This is a genomic window from Chryseobacterium sp. VD8 (assembly GCF_037149975.1).
Classification (GTDB): Bacteria; Bacteroidota; Bacteroidia; order Flavobacteriales; family Weeksellaceae; genus Chryseobacterium; species Chryseobacterium indicum.
The window spans coordinates 1-21,116 of record NZ_JBBCQL010000057.1 but is presented as its reverse complement, the minus strand read 5'-3'; the positions used below and the strand labels follow the sequence as shown (position 1 = coordinate 21,116).

The following is a 21,116-nucleotide window of genomic DNA, read 5'->3' as shown; positions in this document are numbered from 1 at the left end:
TCTATTCCGGAAAAAACTGGATATTCCCCAAGATTCAGCAACCCAATTCATGTACCTGTTTTGTGTATTGATTATTATTGATACTGCTGTTTCGGGGACAGGAATTGTTTCCAATTATTTGTTGGGTAAAATATCACCTGGTTTTTACGGGCTTTATCTTTTATATTGGATTCCTTTTATATCTACCATTCTCCAGATTCTGCCCAAATCTCATTTCTTCAAAATAAAACTATCGTACTGGCTGATTTCTGTTACCTTTATAACTGCACTCAGCTTTGAACTATACAACATTTATATATTACTGAATGCTGAAAATATTTCCGGCATGAAAGTTTTAAGCAAACATTTTGGGCTTCTTTATCTTTCAATGATCTGGGCTGTGCTTTCATCCGTGTTAATTTATAAAGGACTAAAAAATAATATTCCGGAATACAGCAAGATTGGCTTTGCATTAATAGCAGTCACCATACTGAAGCTTTATCTGTACGATGTATGGGAAATGGACAATGTATCGAGAATCATTGCATTTATTATACTGGGAATCATTTTATTACTAAGTTCATTCCTGTTTCAGAGACTCAAAAAAATTATTAAAAATTTAGTGGAAAACAAAGAAGAAAAGCCGGAAACTGAGAATTTATAATATCGTAAAAGCTTTTATTGATAAACGATTGTTAAAATATTATGAATTTTTATTTACATTCTATAAAAAATACCTATATTTATCACGTTTTTAATAGTCATTTATTCCGGAAACATTATGAAAAAAATTCTCTACTCTTTTTTATTATTATCTTCTGCTACGCTGTTTGCTCAGAAGAATACAGCTACAAAATTTGCAGTGGCAAATGATATTGTAGGAACGGTAGATATGTTTAATACTCATTACAAAGGTTCTGTACAAAGCTCAAAAGCATATAAATCTGCAGCAGAACTTCCTCAGAATTTAAAAAAATTCGATTACATTGCTGATAACGGATTGGTAGAATATAAACTGAAAAGCAATCAGGGCGTAATCGACAGAATGCCTGTAAATGAACTGAACGCACAGTACGGACTTCCTGCAGATACACCGGTACTTATTGACGGATACGAGTTTACCAATACAAAAACTATGGTATACGGAGACATCATCAATAACGCGCAGGTTGTTACCAGCAACGGTAAGAAAATGGTATCTGTAACGACTTCTAAAAAGTAATTTCTCAGATCATATTTAAACAGAAGGATGCCCAATTTGAGCATCCTTTTTCAGTAATATTGCTTAAAGCTTTTCTTTTGAGAACTTTGAATATTTTTATTATTTATGATGTTTGTCTTTTGGAACTTTTGCGGTTAATGAAGAGTTTCAGTATTTATTGTTCCATTTTTTCTTTAATTCTTCGTAAATCTTCTTTTCAGTGGCGTTGTTTCCCGGTTCGTACAATTTTACCTCTTTAATTTCTTCCGGCAGAAAACTCTGATCTACAAAGTTGCCTTCATAAGAATGCGCGTATTTGTATTCTTTCCCATAGTCCAGATCTTTCATGAGTTTTGTTGGCGCATTTCTTAAATGTAAAGGAACAGGAAGATTTCCAGTTTTTTTAACCAATGCCAAAGCTTCATTAATCGCCATGTACGTTGAATTGCTTTTTGGCGAAACCGCAAGATAAACCGCCGTTTCACTCAGGATAATTCTTGCTTCAGGATTTCCGATCACGTTCACCGCCTGAAAACAGTTGTTGGCAATCACCAAAGCATTCGGATTGGCAAGACCAATATCTTCAGAAGCTAAGATCAGCATTCTTCTCGCAATAAATTTAATATCTTCTCCTCCTGCAATCATTCTTGCCAGCCAATACACCGCACCGTTCGGATCGCTTCCGCGCATCGATTTAATGAAAGCAGAAATAATATCGTAATGCTGTTCTCCGTTCTTATCGTAAAGTGCCATCGTTTCCTGCAAAACTTCAAGCACATCTTCATTTTTAATTTCTGATTTTTTGGAATTTTTATATTGATTTAAAACCAACTCCACAGAATTAATCAGCTTTCTTGCATCACCGCCGGAATATTGAATAAAAGCTTCTTTCTCAATGATTTTGAAAGATGTTTTTTCATCCATATTGTACCGTTCCGAAGCCGTATCAATCAGTTCTTCCAGCTTTTCATAGCTCAATACTTTTAAAACATAGACCTGACTTCTGGAAAGCAAAGCCGAAACCACTTCAAAGCTCGGGTTTTCGGTTGTCGCACCAATCAGAACAATCCAGCCTTTTTCTACGGCATGAAGAAGAGAATCCTGCTGAGATTTATTGAAACGGTGAATTTCATCAATAAACAAAATCGGCGATTTTCCGGAAAAAAGATTCTGCTTTTTGGCGTCTTCAATTACATCTCTTACATCTTTCACTCCCGAAGAAACCGCAGAAAGCTTATAGAATTTCCTTCCCGACTTTTCAGAAATAATTTCCGCCAGAGTTGTTTTTCCGGTTCCGGGAGGTCCCCAGAAAATCAGGGAATTCAGGGAATTGTTTTCCAGCATTTTCCGGATCGTCCCTTTTTCTCCGGTTAAATGTTCCTGCCCGAGAACATCATCCAGTGTTTTGGGTCTTAATTTTTCAGCTAATGGAATATTTTGGTTCAAAATTTCAGATTTAAAAAGTAAAACATTAATGTAAATCGTCCGGAATAATCATCATTTTTAATAGAATGAATAAAGAACAGAAATTCGGCAGAGATTAAAAAACAATCCTCCGAACAGACTTTTACCGTCCCGAAACTTCTAACAAATTTAAACTAATTTTCAATTTTTTACCCTATTTTTGCATTGTTTTGAAACTTACATTCAATAAAATCATCACTTTTCCTTTGGTAATTCTCATCAGATTTTACCAGTGGTTTATTTCGCCCCTGCTTCCCAAAAACTGCCGTTATGAGCCTACCTGTTCGCATTACATGGTGAAAGCGCTTCAGGTGCATGGTATTTTTAAAGGATTCTGGCTGGGTGCGAAGAGAATTTCAAGATGTCATCCGTGGGGAGGAAGCGGATATGATCCCGTACCGCCAAAAAAGTAAAATTTAAAATAAACAACTACTAAAAAAATAACAATGAGTAATATTTTTTTCAGAATGTATCTCGTCATTTTTGCGTTCATTACCCAGTGTCTTGTTGCGCAGAATTATCCGGACGGAATGTCCGACGGAACTTTAAAAGTAAACTCTACCAATGTTCCGGTAAAAATTTATTCGACCACCGAAGTTCAGGATCTGAATGAATTTGCAGACAAACCTATTAAAGAAAATGTGCTTGTCATTCTGAATGAGTCTAATTTCGAACCTGTTTATGTAAATTACAGTATTGCGACACTGACGAAATATAAACTTGTTCATTATCAGCTTTTAGACAAGAATTTTAAAGTGATTGATGCGGCGGCAACGAAGGAAAATATCAATACTTTTAAGTACGCCGTTAAAACTGCAAAACCTCTTACCGAGTCAGACAACATCAGCCTGGAAACTCCTTTTAAGATCTGGGATCCTACAAAAGGAATTCAGCTAGGACCTATTACGCTTCATTTTTACAGTCTGATGTTCATTTTCGCATTTGGTTTCGGATACATTTTAATGAACAGAATCTTTAAAATCGATAATGTAAACCAGAAATATTTGGAACCACTTTTCACATGGACTTTATTGGGAACCATTCTGGGAGCAAGAATGGGACACGTTATTTTTTATCAGCCGGAACTTTTCAAAGAAGATTTCTGGAGTGTATTTTTACCGATCAGTACTAAAAACGGTTTGAAGTTCACCGGGTTTTCAGGATTGGCAAGCCACGGCGCAACGATTGCTTTAATTTTTACAACCCTTTATTATTCATTCAAAATCATCAGAAAAAATCCTTTCTGGGTATATGACAGATTAGGAATTGTGGTTGCTTTGGGCGGTGCTTTTGTAAGAATGGGAAATTTCTTCAACTCTGAAATCATCGGAAAGCCTGTTGATCCCAACTCTCCTTTCGCAATACTTTTCCCACAGCAAAGCAGTGAATACGGAGTGACGGTTCCGCGTTATCCTTCTCAGTTATTTGAAGCTTTCGGATATGTCTGTCTTTTCGTTTTACTGTGGATTCTGTACAGAAAAACCAATAAAAAATACCAGCAGGGATGGTTATTCGGATTGTTTTTCATTATTCTCTGGGCAATCAGATTCTTTGTAGAGTTCCTGAAAGAACCGCAGGGTGATGAATTTATCCATTTCGGAGGATTAAATACGGGACAGATCTTATCCATTCCGTTTATGATTGCAGGAGTAATTATTATGATTGTTTCAAAAAGATTCAAAATTACTCAGTCTGAAAACGAAAAGCCTGAATAAGCGAAAAATTTTAAAATATAAAAAGGCAAGTTTGTAATCAGACTTGCCTTTATTTTTTATCACTAAAACATCTTTAAATTATAATGCTCTTTCCACTTTTGCATTCAGTTCTTTGAAAACAGTTCCGAATTCCTCAATAACATCTGTAGGAAGCATAGACTCTTTGGAATGCTTTTCAGAAGCAAATTCTGCAGCTCTTCCGTGAAACCAGACTCCTAAAATTGCAGCCTCTTTTTCTGAGTAATTCTGTGCCAGAAAAGAAGTTATTATTCCGGTTAAAATATCTCCGCTTCCGCCTTTCGCCAGTCCTGAGTTTCCTGTAATATTGTAAAATACATCTCCTTCCGGCGTTACAATCTGAGTATGATGATCTTTTAAAACAATATAAATTCCCAGTTCTTTGGCTTTATTTTTTGCCAGTTTTACTCTTTCAAATGAATTTTCAGTGGTTCCGAATAGTCTTTCAAACTCTTTCGGATGAGGTGTTATAATGGAATTTTCAGGAATTATCTTTAAATTTTTCGAATCCTGTGAAATGATATTCAATGCATCTGCATCCAAAATCAAAGGCTTAGAATGATTTTTTAAAAAGGTAAGAAAACTTTTCACGGTCTTTTCGTTTGTTCCCAAACCGGGGCCAATTCCGTAAACTGCATTATCATCCTTTTCAAAATGATCTATGAAATCATTTCCGCCTTCGATAAACATGGCTTCCGGATTCGAGGTCTGCAAAACTTCATAACCGCATTTCGGAGCCAGTGTAAAAGTAAGTCCGGTTCCTGATTTCAGGGCTGATTTTGTGGAAAGAACGGCTGCTCCTATTTTTCCATAGCTTCCTCCTGCAATAATTACTTTTCCGTAAGTTCCTTTGTGGGAAAATTCATTTCTTGGTCTGAAAAGATCCTTAATCTTATCTTCGTTGATGACAAAATCTTCGGTTTTTGTTTCCGTAATATATTCCTGATGTAATTCAATATCCAAAACCTTCACTTTCCCTGCATATTTTCCGGTTTCGGGATGAAGGAAAGCTTTTTTCCAGAACTGAAAGCTCAAAGTGAAATCGGCTTTAAAAATTGCAGCATTTTCAGAAGAAACAGTGTCTGCAAAAAGTCCGGAAGGAATATCAATAGAAATTTTAAGATTATTCTTTAAATTCAGAAAATCAATCAGCTCTTTAAACTCCCCTTCAATATTTTTTGATAACCTGGTTCCGCTAAGCGCATCTATAATAACCGTTCTGTTATCAATCCGATACTCTTTTACTTCCTTGAATTCTTTAACGGAAACTCCGGAAAACTCTTTTAATTCTCTGAAATTATTTCCTGCATCCGCAGAAAATTTTGCTTTGGTACTGGTAAAAACATCTACATCAAAACCTTTCAGATGAAGCATTCTGGCAATCGCAAAACCGTCGCCGCCATTATTTCCTTTCCCGCAGAAAACCGCAAAATTTCTGTGATTTTTACAATTTTCAAAAATCCAGTCAACACAAGCCTGCGCTGCTCTTTCCATCAACTGTCCGGAAGATATCGGCTCATTTTTTATCGTATATTCATCACAATTGCGAATCTGCTCTGCTGTGAAAATTTTCATATTTAAAGTAACATTTTGGTATTAATAGCAATTTACGAAAAAGAATTTTTAATTGGTTTGAAAAGAATTATATGAATCTGTTAATTATAAAATTTTTACACTTTAAAATAATTGGTTAATATTTAATTATAAAATATGAAAATTATATTTTTTTTTGTAATTTAAACCCATGTTTTATTAAAATAATACTTAAAAAAATATAAATTATGGGATTTGTAAAAGAATTTAAAGAGTTTGCGATTAAAGGTAATGCTTTCGATCTTGCTGTGGGTGTCATCATCGGCGGAGCTTTCGGAAAAATTGTAACGAGCGTTATCGATGATTTAATTATGCCAATTGTTGCTGCACTGGTAGGGAAGCCGGATTTCAGCAGCATTTATTATGCTATGGGACAAGGTGCAGAAAATATTCCGGCCGGAGCTACGCTTGCCAAAGCTAAAGAAATCGCTCCTGATGCTGCTATTTTTGCATACGGTAACTTCATTACGGTTGCCATTAATTTCCTTTTACTGGCACTTGTTGTATTTATTATGGTAAAAGCAATCAACAAAATGAAGAAAGAAGAAGCTGCCGCTCCGGAAGCTCCTGCTGCTCCTACAGCAACAGAACAATTGCTTGCGGAAATTCGTGATGAGCCTAAAAAGAAGAATTAAAAAATTCGTTATAAAACAAGACTCCGGCGCAACTTTGTTGCGCCGGAGCTTTTATATTTTATTAAAAAAATTACTGAATCTGTAAAATACTTGAAATCTGTTCTGCCAGATAAAGCCCGATTCTGTCCTGCGCTTCCAATGTAGATGCTCCTGTATGCGGTGTCATGGAAATTTTCGGATGATTTAAAATTTCCTTTGAAGGAGTCGGTTCGTTGATGAATACATCCAAACCTGCAAACTTCACCTTTCCGGAATTCAACGCTTCAATTAAAGCAGTCTCGTCAATCACTCCGCCTCTTGAACAATTTACGACAGCTACACCGTCCTTCATTATTTCGAACTCATTTTTCCCGATCATGTAACCGTCTTTCTGAGCCGGAACGTGAAGGGTGATAAAATCTGAATGTTTCAGAACATCCTGAAGCGGTTCTGTTTCAATATCAACATTAATGAACTGGTTGTTATAAAACTTAACTTTGATGCTTGCTTTACCTACATTATTATCTGCAGCAATGACTCTCATACCAAGACCTAAAGCAATTTTAGCAACTTCCTGTCCGATTCTTCCCATTCCTACAATACCGATGGTTTTTCCTTTCAGCTCGATTCCGGCAGCATAAGCTTTTTTAAGACCTGCAAATTCGGTGTCTCCCACCAAAGGCATTTTTCTGTTGGAATCCTGTAAAAATCTTGCCCCTGAAAACAGGTGCGCAAAAACCAGTTCAGCAACAGATTCTGAAGATGCAGAAGGGGTATTGATGACGTGGATTCCTTTTTCTCTTGCATAATCCACATCAATATTATCCATTCCTACTCCTCCTCTTCCGATGATTTCGATGGAAGGACAATTGTCAATAATATCTTTTCTCACCTGCGTTGCGCTGCGTACCAAAATTGTACGGATCTGGTGTTCATTAATATAATCTACCAACTGTTCCTGCGGAACTTTCGTAGTAATTACTTCAAAACCTTTCTCTTTCAATGCATCAATACCGGATTGATCCAAACCGTCGTTTGCTAAAACTTTCATAAAACTTTTATAGATTTAATAATTGGGAAAATCAAAAAAGGATTAAAAACTATTTATCATAATATTTAATCGTTTAATCTTTTTCCTTAATTTTTTTTATTCGTCTTCCTTGAAAACTTCAATAGTAACCTGTTTTTCAACCAGATCAGTAAATCTTCCTTTATATCTTGTAGCTCTTACCAGATGATTATCAATCCAGTGATAATTTCCGCCTCTTGGTTTTCCGCATAAAACACTGTGATATTTGAAACCGTGCTTATCTAACCAGTCTATGGTAATCTGCTTTAAGTTTTCTGTTCTTGACGTGAAAAAACAAATCTGGTGACCTTCGTCATACCATTTGTTGATGGTTTCCAAAGCATCCGGAAAAGGCTCACAGGTAACCATTCTTTCAGGCTCTTCGTTTGGAACGTCTTCTGTAATGGTTCCGTCAATATCAATTAAATAGTTTTTTACGCCGTCCTTAAGAATCGGACTAATGTGTTCTATGTACTCTAATTCCATCATAAAAATTTGAAGTGCAAAGTTACTGTTTTTGCATCAAAAAGACTTATTAAACTTGCTTTATATTAAATATTTACAGCAAAAACATTTATTTAATGAATAATATCAATAACTAATTTGCTTTTTATACAATTTTAATTAAAATTTTTCTCTTTAGTGAAATTTTAACCCGTTGTATTAATTGATGAAAAAACCGAAGTAAGCTGAAAACCAAAAAATATGATGTTTCACCAAAAATTTCCAAAATACATTTATTACACTTACATTTGTAGAAATGGAAGAATTCGTAGTTTTAGTAAATCCTGAAGACAAAGTTCTTGGCTTGATGGAAAAGCAGCAGGCGCACATCAACGGCTTACTGCATCGTGCTTTTTCAGTTTTTTTATTCAACAGCAATGGCGAAATGCTTTTGCAGAAAAGAGCTTCCGGAAAATATCATTCTCCTCTGAAATGGACCAATGCAGTCTGTTCGCATCCAAGAAATGAAGAAACTTATCTTGAAGGAGCCAAAAGAAGGGTGAAAGAAGAGTTGGGAATTGATGTGGAGCTTTCAGAGAAATTTAATTTCATCTACAAAGCTAACGTGGGAAACGGACTTTGGGAACACGAGCTTGACCATGTTTTTACAGGAACTTTTGAAGGCGAATTCTATTTAAATAAAGAGGAAGTGGAAGAAGTACGCTATATTTCTCTCGAAAATCTCAACAAAGAAATTTCTGAAAATCCTGATAACTTTACAGAATGGTTTAAAATCATTCTCGAAGAATATAAACACAATCTGCACTGATGAAAAAGTTTTTTCTTATCGTTTCTTTGGTAACCGCATCTTTATTTTCTGCACAGTCTGTCCCAACGAAAGTGTATGAAAACGACAATTATTCCATCACCCTTCCGGAAGGCTGGAAAGTAACCAACGACAGCGAAATCATCAATATTTTTCCGGGTAATGAGATTGGAGCCATTACGATTTCAGAATATCACGATCTTAATCTGCCGGAAAAAGAAACCAAAAAATTTATTCTCGCGCTTTACAAATCTTCAGACGACGAAAAGAAAATAAAAAGCAAAAGCGGAAAAAAAGGATACACAGAATATTTTTACGAATATGATGATGAACACGACAAACTCCACTGGATCACCAGAGTTTTTCAGAAAGACAAAGATTTGTTTCTCGTTACCATCAACTGTACACAGAAATACTGGAACGGAAATTATATGAAGCTTTTCAACGAGGCTTTCGACAGTTTTAAAATAAAGAAATAGAAATAAAAATTAAATATGAAGAAAACAGCATTGTACGACAAACACGTTTCTTTGGGAGCTAAAATCGTACCTTTCGCAGGCTTTGAAATGCCTGTACAATATTCGGGAGTTACTGAAGAACATTTTGCCGTAAGAGAAAAGGCAGGTTTGTTCGATGTGTCTCACATGGGACAGTTTTTCATTGAAGGGGCGGGTTCCAAAGAACTTCTTCAATACGTTACCACCAACAATGTAGACGCTCTGGAAAACGGAAAAGCTCAGTATTCTTGTCTTCCGAACGAAAACGGAGGAATTGTAGACGATCTTATCGTTTATAAAATGGAAGACGACAAATATTTCGTGGTTGTCAATGCTTCAAATATTGATAAAGACTGGGATCATATCTCCAAATACAATACTTTCGGAGCAAAGATGACGAATGCTTCAGACGAAATGTCTTTATTGGCAGTTCAGGGACCGAAAGCGACTGAAATTCTTCAGAAATTAACCGAAACTAACCTTTCTGAAATTCCTTACTACCATTTTACAGTAGGTTCTATGGCGGGAGTAAGTGATGTGATTATTTCCAACACAGGCTATACCGGAAGCGGAGGTTTTGAGATCTATTTTAAAAACGAATCTGCCGAAAAACTTTGGGATGCTATTATCGAAGCAGGTGCAGAAGAAGGAATTATCCCTTGCGGACTGGCTTCCAGAGATACTTTGAGACTGGAAAAAGGATTCTGCCTTTATGGAAACGATATTGACGATACCACTTCGCCAATTGAAGCAGGCTTAGGATGGATCACAAAATTCGATAAAGATTTTGTATCTAAAGAAACGTTTGCCAAGCAAAAAGAAGAAGGCGTTACCAGAAAATTAGTAGGTTTTGAATTAACGGACAAAGGAGTTCCAAGACACGACTACCCTGTTGTAGACGCAGAAGGAAACGTCATCGGAAAAGTAACTTCGGGAACGCAGTCGCCGATGAAAAAAGTAGGTTTAGGTCTTGCGTACGTAGATAAACCTCACTTCAAATTAGGTTCTGAAATCTTCATTCAGGTAAGAAATAAAAACATTCCTGCCAAAGTAGTGAAAGCTCCTTTTGTATAACTGATTGTTTTTTTAACGATTATAAAACCGCCTTGCAGAATTTGTGAGGCGGTTATTTTTTGGGAGCTGTTTCCGGCTATCCACTTTATCTTTATTTTTTTTGCCGGAGCTTCGCTCCGGCAAAAAAAATAAAGGATGCCGTTTCTATCCGGGCTAAATAATTATATTGCAATACATTTTTTCGTACTATTGCAGAAATTTTTCTGATGAAAAAAATAGTATTTCTCTGTATCATCATACTTATTGCAGTTTACATTTTCTATCCAGTCTTTGACAGTGAAGGAATTTCTTATCTCATTATTTTCGGCTGTTTTGCAACGCTCTGTTTTACTATTGCAAAAATAATGACGGGAAATTTCCCAACAGATTATGAATCAACAGAAAAAGAGATGAACAGGCGTTATTCAGAAGATGGAATTTTCAGTTACAACGCAGAAGGATTTTATTTCAAAAAAGAATCAAAACCCCAACAATACATTAAATATTCAGATATTATAGAAGTAAATTCGTTCTCTATTCGTTTTATGCAAGATCAAACTCAATCCGGTCTTGAAATAATTACGGTCAATGAAAAATATGAATTTCTCGATCAATATTGTACAGGAATGGAGAAATTCACCGAAAAACTTTCCGAAAACCTTCCTTTTCATCAGAATGACGAATTAAAAATGATGAATAATAACGGTCTAAAAAAAAGAAACTTATATTTAAGGTCATATGAAAATCGCTTTACAGAATTACATAACAGTTAATTTTTGAAAGCGGTTTTGTTTAAAACTTCCGTCAGTTGCAGTTCGCTTCCCGCAAATCGTTTGAGACTTCTTGTAATTGTTGGTAATACCGAAAAAAACCTCACAGGTTTTAAAAACCTGTGAGGTTTAAGTTATAAAGACAATATAAGAAGAGTTTAACTCTTCTTTATAAAATTTACTTTAAATAACAAGAATAAAGATGATATCAAGAATGGAATTCCGCTGATTAAAGAGAATTTATCTAGGTCCGATCTTGAAAAATCCTGAACTAAAACAAAAAATATCAATAGGAGAAGAAGTGAAAAAATTGTTATTAAAGTTCTCTTCAGCCGCCCTGCTTTTATTCTCAGACAAATTAAAAGTAATATCTGAAAAATTAAAGACAAAAAGGATACCGGCATCAATCTTTCGTCATAGTGACTCCAGTTAAAAGCAGGGAAATCCGTAAAGATAAAGTTTAGGCTTAAAATTTCATAGACGAATAAAAAACCAAATCCATGACCGGCTCCGATTAATATAAATGCATTTAAAACAACTGTAGTTATTACCGGAAAATTTAACTTTTTATCCATAAGTCTACTCTTTTTCATGCCCAAAAAACCTCACAGGTTTTAAAAACCTGTGAGGTTTGAACCTTAAAAATATTTAAAATAATCGTTATAATTACAGAAAAATTAAGGCTTTTCATTAAATATATCTTACTTCTATACTCCAAAAAACTCCCGTAAAGCTTCCACATTCTTCTTTTCATTTCCAACAAAAATACTATCATCGGTAATGAAAACGGGACGTTTCAAAAAAGAATAATGATCCAGCAGCAAATCTTTAAAACCATTTTCCGAAAGAGATTTTACATCTATCTCTCTTTGCTTGATCTGGGTAGATTTTTTACTGAACAGCGCTTCATAAGACTTTGTTTTTTCATACATTTCTGCAAGTTCTTCTTTGGTAACGGGAGTTTTTTTTATTTCACGCAGTTCCCAGTCTTTAAGATCAAACTCAGCCATTATTTTTTTACATGTACCACAGGTATTCAGGTAAAATACTTTTTTCATTGAGAGATTTATTTTGATGGTTAATAGAAAATTTTAACATTTTCATTCTTCAAAAGTAAGATTTAATCCAAAATTTTAAAAATTATAAATACCTTTATTCAAATTTTAAAAAGAATGGACAACAAACCGATCACTTTTCAGTTTATTTCAGAACCTTCAGATGTCAACTACGGCGGAAATGTACATGGAGGGAGCGTCATGAAATGGATTGATCAGGCAGGTTATGCCTGCGCAACAACGTGGAGCGGAAATTACTCCGTAACAGTATATGTTGGCGGAATCCGTTTCTACGAACCCATCAAAATCGGAGAAATTGTAAAAGTGGAAGCGCAGGTTATTTACACGGGTTCATCGAGTATGCATATTTCCATCAATGTATTTTCCAGAAACCTGAAACAACCGAATTTCGATAAAAAAACACACTGCATCATTGTATTTGTTGCCGTAGACGAAAACGGAAAAAAACTTCCCGTTCCGAAATGGATTCCGGAAACAGAAGAGGAAAAGCAGAAAGAACAGTATGCAATTCGATTAATGGAACTAAGAACTCAGATTGAGGACGAAATGAAGCCTTTTCTATAGAAAATTTCGCAACTCTGCATACAGAGATTTGAAGGCGGAAATTACATTCTGAAAAATGATTTATAATTTTTATCTTTGCAGTACAAAAGGAAATGGTGTTCTTCCTTACCCAACCGCTTTTCAAAAGCTGATGACGCCTGATTAAAAGATTATTAACAGTAATTGATCAGGAAAATTATGTCTCAACATCAAAGAAAGTTAAACCGTAAAATAAAATTTCACACTGGTTTTTTCTTAAGGAAATATCCGGCTTTGCCTTATATTCTGAAATGGATTTTGATTAGTACTCTCATAGGAATTTTAGTGGGAAGTGCTTCTGCCGGATTTTTAAAATCACTGCAATGGACAACCGATTTCCGGGAAAATCATCTCTGGCTGATTGCGTTTTTGCCTTTAGGTGGATTTTTAACGGGACTTTTGTATCATTATTTTGGAAAAGATGTGGAAGCAGGAAACAATTTGCTTCTGGAAAATATTCAGGAACCGAAGGAAATCATTCCTTTTAAAATGGCACCTTTTGTTTATTTAGGAACGATGGTCACGCATTTTTTCGGAGGTTCTGCAGGTCGTGAAGGAACTGCTCTTCAAATGGCGGGAGCGATTTCCGATCAACTGACAAAAATCCTGAAACTTGATAAAAATGACAGAAAAATTTTGCTAATTTCAGCTGTTGCAGCAGGTTTTGGATCGGTTTTCGGAACTCCTTTAGCCGGAGCAGTTTTCGGACTTGAAGTTTTTCTGATGGGACGAATTCGTTATAATGCTATTTTTCCCGCTTTTACTTCTGCGGTTCTGGCTGATCTTGTCACCAATCTCTGGAAAGCAAAACATACACACTATCATATCGAACTTATTCCAAAACTTGAATTTTTACCGATTTTATACAGTGTTTTGGCAGGAATTTTATTTGGAATCTGCGCTGCAGCTTTCAGCAGAATGATTCATTTTACAGGCTCTATTTTTAAATCTAAAATAAAATATCCTCCGTTTCGTCCGGTTGTGGGCGGAATCATTGTTGCTGTTGCCGTTTTTGCAATAGGAACTACAAGATACATCGGATTGGGAATTCCGACCATTGTAGAATCTTTTGAAAAACAGCTTCCGCTTTATGATTTTGCCTTCAAAATGATTTTTACCATCGTTACGCTTTCAGCAGGATTTAAAGGCGGTGAAGTGACTCCCCTTTTCTTTATCGGAGCAGCTTTAGGAAGTGCCTTGTCATTATTTATTCCGCTTCCGTTTGGTTTGCTCGCCGGAATGGGATTTGTGGCTGTTTTTGCGGGTGCAACCAATACTCCTCTTGCGTGTATGCTTATGGGAATTGAACTTTTTGGAGCGGAATGCGGAATCTATGTTGCGATTGCATGCATTGTTTCTTATTTATTTTCAGGAAATAACAGTATTTATACAAAACAAAAAATCGGCGAAGCTAAAAACAGTAGATTTGAGCATCTTGAGGATAAAAATTTCTCGGATTTGTAAAGTCGTTGATGTTGTTGATTGATTGTTATCAGCTATTAATGCTGTAATTCTATTATAATTAAAAAGCAATCAACCGTCAACTAAAAGCCAACAACCATAATGTTTGATTACAGATTGAAAGTTTATCGGATATTTTATTCTGGCTATTTTGCTTAACACTTATTTTCCTTTTGTTGGTGAGCTTAATTCCTCCATTACTGTTTTAGCGAAGTCCGGATTAAACTTAACGTTGTTTTTTATTGGTTCTACTCTTTCTGTTGAAACTTTGAAAACCATCGGTTTTAAGCCTCTTGCTTTTGCTGTTTTTCTATGGATTTTTATCAGTATCGGAAGTCTGCTGTATATTTTGAATTTTGACTGATATTGATGAGAAATCCTGCCATCCTAGCCTCGATTGGAGCAATTGTCTGAGCTCATTTTCATTATTTGGGCTGCGGCAGCTTCGCTGCCGCAGCCCAAATAATGAAAATAGCGAGTGCGGAAAGCGAGATAAAGCTCCAAAATATTTTTTACTTCATAACACACATTTATAAATTACAAAAACCTTTTGGAAGATCCCAAAAGGCTTTTGCGTATTAAATGTGGAAATGTTTATTTCTAATTGAAATAATTTCTTATATAGCGTCGTTGCAGGTATAAACCTGCGGACAAGCGATGTACTGAACGCAGTAAAACGGTCCTGTTACAGATCCTGAACAACTGCATCCGCATTTTGAAAGATCCGGTGTTCCGCTTACGCCTCCTGTAATGTTTTTAAGATCCGCTTTTTTTAATTTTGTTGCTTTTTTTAAAAAATTTTGCATTGTGATGTGGTTTTTGATATTAAACGTTAGTTTTAGTTGCGTTCCAAAGTTAAACAAATATTCATTATTCAGAGCATAATTTACTATTATTTTTGATAATTTATTTATTCTCTTAGGCTTATTAAAACTGATAACGAAAATTTGAGATTATTATTTCTTAAACAGCAGAAATTATTCTGTAAATTCAAGATCTTTGTCGTGGGTTTCTGAAACCGTTAATGAAGAGTAGAAAGCCAGTCCGAAAACAATAATTCCCACAATTGCCGCACTTGTAATTACCGAAAAATCTTTCTTAAAAAGATCAAAGGCGAAGATCATTACAGGAACCAATCCGCGAACCATGTTCGGAACGGTGGTAGTTGCCGTATTTCTGATATTGGTTCCAAACTGTTCCGCAGCGAGTGTAACGAACATTGCCCAATATCCTGTTCCCAATCCGAGCCATACACAGAAGATGTAATATTTTGTTTCGGTATCCGTATTTCCGAAAAGCATCAGTACAACTCCGATAATGGTAAAAATCAGCATATAGAAAATCGCCATTTTTCTGGATTTTAAAAAGTGGGAAATAAAACCGCTTGCCAGATCTCCGGCAGAAATTCCAACGTAAGCCCACATAATTGCTTTTCCGGGATTAAGGTCTTTAATTCCGAGTTCCGGTGCAAACTGATTGGCTAAAACAGCCAGAATCCCGATGCAAAACCACGTGGGTAAACCAATTGCAATGCATTTTAAATATCGTACTAAACGGTCTTTATTAGTGAAAAACGACAGGAAATTGCCTTTGGAAACCGACTTGTGTTCCATTGTTTTATAAATTCCGGATTCGGAAACACTGATTCTGAGGAATAAAAGCAGAATTCCCAAAACTCCTCCAATGATGTAGGAAATATTCCATCCTCCCGCCAATTCTACTGTTAACTGGGCTACAACGGCTCCCATTAATCCGAAACCGGCAACAACGGATGTTCCGATTGCTCTTAAATTCTTCGGCAGACTTTCAGAAACGAGGGTAATTCCGGCTCCGAGTTCTCCGGCAAGTCCAATTCCCGCAATAAACCTTAAACCTGCATATTGATACACCAAATGTTCTTTTGGGAAGTAGGGTAAAAATCCACATGCAATATTTGCCAAAGAATAGACTAAAATAGAACCGAACAAAACAGAAAGCCTTCCTTTTTTGTCACCGAAAATTCCCCAGAAAATTCCGCCCAAAAGTAAACCAATCATCTGTGCATTTAAAATAAATGTTCCGTCTACATCAGGATTCAGCCCTAAAGCTTTTAAACTTGGAATTCTTACGATCCCGAATAAGAGTAAATCGTAGATGTCTACAAAGTAGCCCAACGCAGAAATGATAACTGGAATCGAGAAAATGTACTTCAGTTTCGAAGACGTGGAAAGTTCTTGCATTTTGGAGTTTTAAATTTTGCTAAAAATAAAAAACCTTCCAATTTCTTGAAAGGTTTTTATGAATTATCTTTTTCTGATTCTTATCTCGCAATATTTACAGCTCTCGTTTCTCTGATTACTGTTACTTTTACCTGTCCAGGATACGTAAGTTCGTTCTGGATCTTTTCTGAGATGTCGTAAGATAACTGAGAAGCTACTTCATCATTTACTTTTCCGCTTTCTACCATTACTCTTAACTCTCTACCTGCCTGAATGGCATAAGCTGAAGAAACTCCGTCGAAACTTAATGCTGCAGATTCTAGGTCTTTTAATCTCTGGATGTAAGATTCTAACACCTGTCTTCTTGCGCCCGGTCTTGCTCCTGAGATTGCATCGGCAACCTGAATGATCGGAGACAATAGTGAAGTCATTTCCACTTCGTCGTGGTGCGCTCCGATGGCATTAACAACTTCTGCATTTTCACCGTATTTTTCTGCCCACTGCATACCTAGTAAAGCGTGAGGAAGTTCAGATTCCTGCTCAGGAACTTTACCGATATCGTGTAACAGACCTGCTCTTTTCGCAAGTTTTACATTTAAGCCTAATTCAGCTGCCATTGTTGCCGCGATATTCGCCACTTCTCTTGAGTGCTGTAACAGGTTTTGTCCGTAAGAAGAACGGTATTTCATTCTACCTACGATTTTAATTAATTCAGGGTGTAATCCGTGGATTCCTAAATCAATAATTGTTCTTTTTCCTACTTCAATAATTTCCTCCTCAATCTGCTTTCTTGTTTTTTCAACAACTTCTTCGATTCTTGCCGGGTGAATTCTACCATCTGTTACCAATCTGTGAAGGGATAATCTTGCGATTTCTCTTCTTACCGGATCAAAGCATGAAAGAAGGATTGCTTCCGGAGTATCATCTACAATAATTTCCACTCCAGTTACCGCTTCCAAAGCACGGATATTCCTACCTTCTCTACCGATGATTCTTCCTTTTACCTCATCCGATTCGATATTGAAAACGGATACTGAATTTTCAATCGCCTGTTCTGTTCCGATTCTCTGAATGGTCTGGATAACGATTTTTCTTGCTTCACTTTTTGCATTAAGCTGCGCTTCTTCCATGATGCTCTGAACGTGCGCCTGAGCTCTTGTTTTCGCTTCCGCCTTCATGGTTTCTACCAATTCAGCTTTTGCTTCTTCAGCGGTATAGTTGGCAATTTTTTCTAAAATTTCAACTTTTTTCGCTGTTGCAATATCAAGTTCGTGCTGTTTTCTTTCTAAGATTTCTGTTTTTTTAGCGTAATCAGCGATTTGCTTATCCAGATCTTTTTCAAGTTTTCCGGTTTTGCTAAGCTCGTCGTTCAGCTTATGCTCCTTATCCTTGATTCTTTTTTCTACCTCCTGCATTTTCTTTTCTCTTGCCTGAATGTCTGCATCGTGCTGAGATTTCAGTTCAAGGAATTTTTCTTTTGCCTGAAGGTTCTTTTCTTTCTTTATGGATTCAGCTTGTACATTAGCTTTTTCTATAAGGTTTTCGGCATTTTTCTGTGCATCATCTATAATAAATTTTGCTTTGGTATTCAACGAGCTTTTAGAGAAAAATATCCCTGCAACTGCACCGATTACCAAACAAATAACGCCGACTATAATGGCTGTTGTCATAATCTATATTGAGTTTTAATTGTCTTACTATTCATAAATAAAAAAAGCCCACAATAATCCAGAGATTGAGAGTAAACTCCTAATCAACACGATTTGAACTGATTTCCACTGTCTGTAATCCGGAGAACCGGCACGCCATTCAATGGACATTTGTTCGGTAATTGTTTAGCGTTGAGTTTACCTTTAATGTGTTAGAATTATTGTAGGCAGCTTTTTCGGGAAAAAAATCTATTTCCCTGTTTCATTATTCAACGACTGATTAATTTTTAATAATCTTTCGTTGGTAGATTGTATGGTTTTATCGTAGTTCATAGACACAACTTCAGCATTGGTTCCCAATTTCAGGGCACACATCGCTAAAGCATCCTGTTTGTCTCTCACGTCGAAATTCTGTTCAAAATCTTTAATCATATTCTCTATCTGCTTCCCGACTTTGCGCAGGGTTTCTTCCTCTGCTGCCGGTACATTCAGCGGATATACTCTTCCGGCTATATTAATGGTTATTCTTCTTACTTCCATTATAATCCACTGTTTTGAAGCTGCGCAATGCAGAAATCTATTTCTTTCACCAACCTGTTGATGTGGTTTTTCATCAATCGGTTGTGTTCAGGATTTCCTGATATTGCTGAATAAAGTTTTATATTTTTTTGTTCTTCTGCTAATACCTGATTTTTTCTTCTTTCTTCATCGTATCTCTTCTTCAGATCTTCATGCTCAACATTTAATTCCGAGAATCTTTCACTAAGATTTTTGTAATTTTTCTGTAACTGCAAAATCTTTTTTTCTAATTCTGAAAAATTGTTTTCTAAATCTTGAAGCATTTCAGGTTTTGTATATTCTAACTATTAGCAAAAATAACAAAATATTAATACTAACAAAAATAAAACGGTCTATATTTTGCCCTGAAACAAAAAAGGAGATACAAAATGTATCTCCTTTCTCTATTTTATAGTAAATTTTTATTCAAATTTCAGTACAAAAAAGATTGCTCTTGTGTGTAAAGTAGACATTGCGGACGTCCAGTAAGGAGGTGTTGTTGCATTATCTGCCACAATTTCATTGTTCATAATGAAAGTTCCTCTTACGGCAGGAGTCAGTTTAAATTTATTGAAGTAAAACTGGATTCCCATTTCTGCAGACCATGCAAAGTTATGTGTAGTAGATCTGAAAACCTGCTGCATATTGTCGTCTGTAGAAGTTGCATTAGACTGAAGGTTTACGATATAGTTTACCCCGGTTGCAACGTAAGGTCTGGAATTGTACCATCTGTTTCCGTGGAATTCCAGTAATACCGGAACGTCTATAAGGGTAGTTTTAATATCTCTTATTTTGTCTTTATCCGTTAATTTCATCGGAATAAAAGGATCGTTTGTCAAAGTACCCGCAGCATACTGGTCGTTGCTCTGCGTATTGAAAGTAAGCTGTCTCTGCCCAAATTGTAACCCCGGTTCCAATCTTACATCCAAAAAGTCATTCAGTCTCCACTTTGCAATTAAACCTGCACCGAAACTGTAGCTTTCTTTAGATGTAACAAGATTCTGATTGTTGTTCATCCCATATCTTGGATTGAGAACAATACGGTAGTCTAGTCTGTTACCACTTAGATAAAAACCCCAACTGAATTTCTGTTCGTCAAAGTCTTCCAACTTATCCATTCTGTTTCGGGTTCTGAATTGCGCGTTTGCTAAAACTGCAACATTTACTGAGGCTAAAACCAGTGCTCTTAATAAAAATTTATTCATAGGTTACTTTGTTGCTTTATAAATTGTGGCTATACCTAAACTTAGTTTTTTATATTCAACTTTTTTAAATCCTGTATCTAAAAGAATTTGTCTCATCTTTTCCCCGTAAGGAAAAGCATTTACAGAATCCGGAAGGTATGTATACGCCCTGTTATCTTTGGAAACCAGTCTGCCGATTGCAGGTAAAATGTTTTTAAAGTAAAACATATACAATGGTCCCATAAACCCTTCAACCTTTGAAAACTCCAGTATATAAACACTCTTGTTATCTTTAACTACTCTTCTTAATTCTGCCAAACCTTTGGTAAGGTTTTCAAAATTCCTAACTCCGAATGCAACGGAAACCGCATCAAATCTGTTATCTTCATACAGTAACTTCTCCGCATCTCCTTTTTGCATGGAAATTTTGCCGTCTAATTTAAGTTTTTTTATTTTAATAACGCCAACATTTAACATTTGTTGCGATAAATCTAAACCAATTACTTTAGAGCCGGTTCCTTTTTCCACAGCAATCGCCAGATCACCCGTTCCTGTAGCCACATCCAGCACTTCCTGCGGATTATCTTTTTTCATCCATTTCACCAGCGTATTTCTCCACATCACATCAATTTTCATGGATAAAACCCGATTCAGAAGATCATACTTCGGTGCAATATTGTCGAACATATCTTCTACCTGACTCTTTTTAGTAGCGTCGGTATTGTAAGGCGTAATTTTGGTAATATCTTTTGTCAAAACTTAAAACTTGTAATATTCGTTATAATAATTAAGGTAATCCTGTTTTCTGAAGATCTTCGATCTCGATTCTACCTTCTGGATATTCTTGATAATTTTATCGTAATCTTCGTCTACGTTATAATAAAAATCATCGGTAAACAGCTTACTGAAACGTCTTGCGCCTCCAAAATACGGTTTTCCGTCTATGATGGTTTTATCTAATGCCAAAAGTAATGAATCTTTTTTAAGATTATATCCGTAATACTGATCATTGATATAATAATCCTGATGAGCGATATTGATAAGACCTCTGATTTTTTTTACCTCAAAAGCAGAATCGAATAATAATTTTTTATTCCGGTCGAAAACTTTTATAGAATTTTTTCCCTGATTAAGATCTACGGGAACCGTCTGTCCGCCTGCAATT

General features: G+C 35.8%; 25 protein-coding genes and 1 riboswitch. Of the genes, 11 read left to right on the top strand and 14 right to left on the bottom strand.

What is annotated here, in order from left to right:
* A partial coding sequence (locus WFK35_RS08815) for a DUF2339 domain-containing protein (protein WP_336732357.1) occupies positions 1-643 on the top strand: 643 nt, incomplete at its 5' end.
* Between the two features lie 117 nt (positions 644-760).
* Positions 761-1,201, top strand: a complete 441-nt coding sequence (locus WFK35_RS08810) for a hypothetical protein (protein WP_214589257.1) — start codon at positions 761-763, stop codon at positions 1,199-1,201.
* Positions 1,202-1,348: 147 nt separating this feature from the next.
* Here WFK35_RS08810 and WFK35_RS08805 read toward each other — a convergent pair whose 3' ends face one another.
* Positions 1,349-2,626, bottom strand: a complete 1,278-nt coding sequence (locus tag WFK35_RS08805) for a replication-associated recombination protein A (RefSeq protein WP_336732356.1) — start codon at positions 2,624-2,626, stop codon at positions 1,349-1,351.
* 188 nt (positions 2,627-2,814) lie between these two features.
* Here WFK35_RS08805 and yidD point away from each other — a divergent pair, with 188 nt between their 5' ends.
* Both yidD and lgt read left to right on the top strand, forming a co-directional pair.
* Positions 2,815-3,057, top strand: a complete 243-nt coding sequence (gene yidD, locus WFK35_RS08800) for a membrane protein insertion efficiency factor YidD (protein ID WP_076393366.1) — start codon at positions 2,815-2,817, stop codon at positions 3,055-3,057.
* Positions 3,058-3,492: 435 nt separating this feature from the next.
* Entirely contained in the window at positions 3,493-4,359 is an 867-nt protein-coding gene (gene lgt / locus WFK35_RS08795) for a prolipoprotein diacylglyceryl transferase (protein ID WP_442892025.1), read from the top strand.
* A gap of 78 nt (positions 4,360-4,437) precedes the next feature.
* Here the strand turns inward: lgt and WFK35_RS08790 are convergent, their stop codons facing one another.
* Positions 4,438-5,952 (bottom strand): NAD(P)H-hydrate dehydratase, encoded by a 1,515-nt coding sequence (locus tag WFK35_RS08790; RefSeq protein WP_336732355.1) that lies wholly within the window; start codon positions 5,950-5,952, stop codon positions 4,438-4,440.
* Positions 5,953-6,158: 206 nt separating this feature from the next.
* Between WFK35_RS08790 and mscL the strand changes: the two genes are divergently transcribed.
* Positions 6,159-6,605 (top strand): large conductance mechanosensitive channel protein MscL, encoded by a 447-nt coding sequence (gene mscL, locus WFK35_RS08785; protein WP_336732354.1) that lies wholly within the window; start codon positions 6,159-6,161, stop codon positions 6,603-6,605.
* Between the two features lie 70 nt (positions 6,606-6,675).
* On the opposite strand, the gene WFK35_RS08780 is transcribed toward mscL, so the two are convergent.
* Complete coding sequence (locus tag WFK35_RS08780; RefSeq protein WP_336732353.1) at positions 6,676-7,635, bottom strand: D-2-hydroxyacid dehydrogenase; 960 nt, start codon at positions 7,633-7,635, stop codon at positions 6,676-6,678.
* Positions 7,636-7,731: 96 nt separating this feature from the next.
* Positions 7,732-8,139, bottom strand: a complete 408-nt coding sequence (locus WFK35_RS08775) for an LNS2 domain-containing protein (RefSeq protein ID WP_076393358.1) — start codon at positions 8,137-8,139, stop codon at positions 7,732-7,734.
* Positions 8,140-8,413: 274 nt separating this feature from the next.
* Between WFK35_RS08775 and idi the strand changes: the two genes are divergently transcribed.
* From idi to WFK35_RS08755, 4 genes are all read left to right on the top strand, one after another.
* Positions 8,414-8,926 carry an isopentenyl-diphosphate Delta-isomerase gene (idi, locus tag WFK35_RS08770; protein WP_336732352.1) on the top strand — a complete coding sequence of 171 codons (513 nt, stop codon included), beginning with the start codon at positions 8,414-8,416 and terminating at the stop codon, positions 8,924-8,926.
* Positions 8,926-9,402 (top strand): hypothetical protein, encoded by a 477-nt coding sequence (locus WFK35_RS08765; protein ID WP_336732351.1) that lies wholly within the window; start codon positions 8,926-8,928, stop codon positions 9,400-9,402. The genes idi and WFK35_RS08765 overlap by 1 nt, the downstream gene beginning before the upstream one ends.
* A gap of 15 nt (positions 9,403-9,417) precedes the next feature.
* The gene (gene gcvT / locus WFK35_RS08760; protein ID WP_336732350.1) at positions 9,418-10,494 is read left to right on the top strand and encodes a glycine cleavage system aminomethyltransferase GcvT; all 1,077 of its coding nucleotides are present in this window, start codon (positions 9,418-9,420) and stop codon (positions 10,492-10,494) included.
* A gap of 206 nt (positions 10,495-10,700) precedes the next feature.
* Complete coding sequence (locus WFK35_RS08755; protein ID WP_336732349.1) at positions 10,701-11,246, top strand: hypothetical protein; 546 nt, start codon at positions 10,701-10,703, stop codon at positions 11,244-11,246.
* Positions 11,247-11,401: 155 nt separating this feature from the next.
* Here WFK35_RS08755 and WFK35_RS08750 read toward each other — a convergent pair whose 3' ends face one another.
* Positions 11,402-11,818 (bottom strand): hypothetical protein, encoded by a 417-nt coding sequence (locus WFK35_RS08750; RefSeq protein ID WP_336732348.1) that lies wholly within the window; start codon positions 11,816-11,818, stop codon positions 11,402-11,404.
* 132 nt (positions 11,819-11,950) lie between these two features.
* On the bottom strand, positions 11,951-12,301 hold the full coding sequence (locus WFK35_RS08745) for an arsenate reductase family protein (protein WP_336732347.1): 351 nt from the start codon (positions 12,299-12,301) through the stop codon (positions 11,951-11,953).
* Between the two features lie 114 nt (positions 12,302-12,415).
* Here WFK35_RS08745 and WFK35_RS08740 point away from each other — a divergent pair, with 114 nt between their 5' ends.
* Entirely contained in the window at positions 12,416-12,883 is a 468-nt protein-coding gene (locus WFK35_RS08740) for an acyl-CoA thioesterase (protein ID WP_214589247.1), read from the top strand.
* Positions 12,884-12,962: 79 nt separating this feature from the next.
* Positions 12,963-13,030: riboswitch (Fluoride riboswitch) on the top strand.
* Between the two features lie 30 nt (positions 13,031-13,060).
* Positions 13,061-14,365 (top strand): voltage-gated chloride channel family protein, encoded by a 1,305-nt coding sequence (locus WFK35_RS08735; protein ID WP_336732345.1) that lies wholly within the window; start codon positions 13,061-13,063, stop codon positions 14,363-14,365.
* 614 nt (positions 14,366-14,979) lie between these two features.
* Here WFK35_RS08735 and WFK35_RS08730 read toward each other — a convergent pair.
* The 8 genes from WFK35_RS08730 to WFK35_RS08695 all read right to left on the bottom strand — a co-directional run.
* A complete protein-coding gene (locus WFK35_RS08730; RefSeq protein ID WP_214589244.1) occupies positions 14,980-15,168 on the bottom strand; it encodes a hypothetical protein in 189 nt (62 codons plus the stop codon).
* A gap of 171 nt (positions 15,169-15,339) precedes the next feature.
* The gene (locus tag WFK35_RS08725; RefSeq protein WP_336732343.1) at positions 15,340-16,581 is read right to left on the bottom strand and encodes an MFS transporter; all 1,242 of its coding nucleotides are present in this window, start codon (positions 16,579-16,581) and stop codon (positions 15,340-15,342) included.
* An 80-nt stretch (positions 16,582-16,661) separates the two neighbouring features.
* Entirely contained in the window at positions 16,662-18,230 is a 1,569-nt protein-coding gene (rny, locus tag WFK35_RS08720) for a ribonuclease Y (protein WP_214589242.1), read from the bottom strand.
* 228 nt (positions 18,231-18,458) lie between these two features.
* On the bottom strand, positions 18,459-18,749 hold the full coding sequence (locus WFK35_RS08715) for a cell division protein ZapA (RefSeq protein ID WP_214589241.1): 291 nt from the start codon (positions 18,747-18,749) through the stop codon (positions 18,459-18,461).
* Positions 18,749-19,051 (bottom strand): V-type ATPase subunit a family protein, encoded by a 303-nt coding sequence (locus tag WFK35_RS08710; RefSeq protein WP_214589240.1) that lies wholly within the window; start codon positions 19,049-19,051, stop codon positions 18,749-18,751. Before WFK35_RS08710 ends, WFK35_RS08715 begins: the two co-directional genes overlap by 1 nt.
* A 138-nt stretch (positions 19,052-19,189) precedes the next feature.
* The gene (gene porT, locus WFK35_RS08705) at positions 19,190-19,972 is read right to left on the bottom strand and encodes a type IX secretion/gliding motility protein PorT/SprT (RefSeq protein WP_214589239.1); all 783 of its coding nucleotides are present in this window, start codon (positions 19,970-19,972) and stop codon (positions 19,190-19,192) included.
* A gap of 3 nt (positions 19,973-19,975) precedes the next feature.
* Positions 19,976-20,707, bottom strand: a complete 732-nt coding sequence (gene ubiE / locus WFK35_RS08700; protein WP_076393308.1) for a bifunctional demethylmenaquinone methyltransferase/2-methoxy-6-polyprenyl-1,4-benzoquinol methylase UbiE — start codon at positions 20,705-20,707, stop codon at positions 19,976-19,978.
* 3 nt (positions 20,708-20,710) lie between these two features.
* Positions 20,711-21,116: hypothetical protein (locus WFK35_RS08695; RefSeq protein ID WP_336732341.1), on the bottom strand; the 406-nt coding region annotated here is incomplete at its 5' end.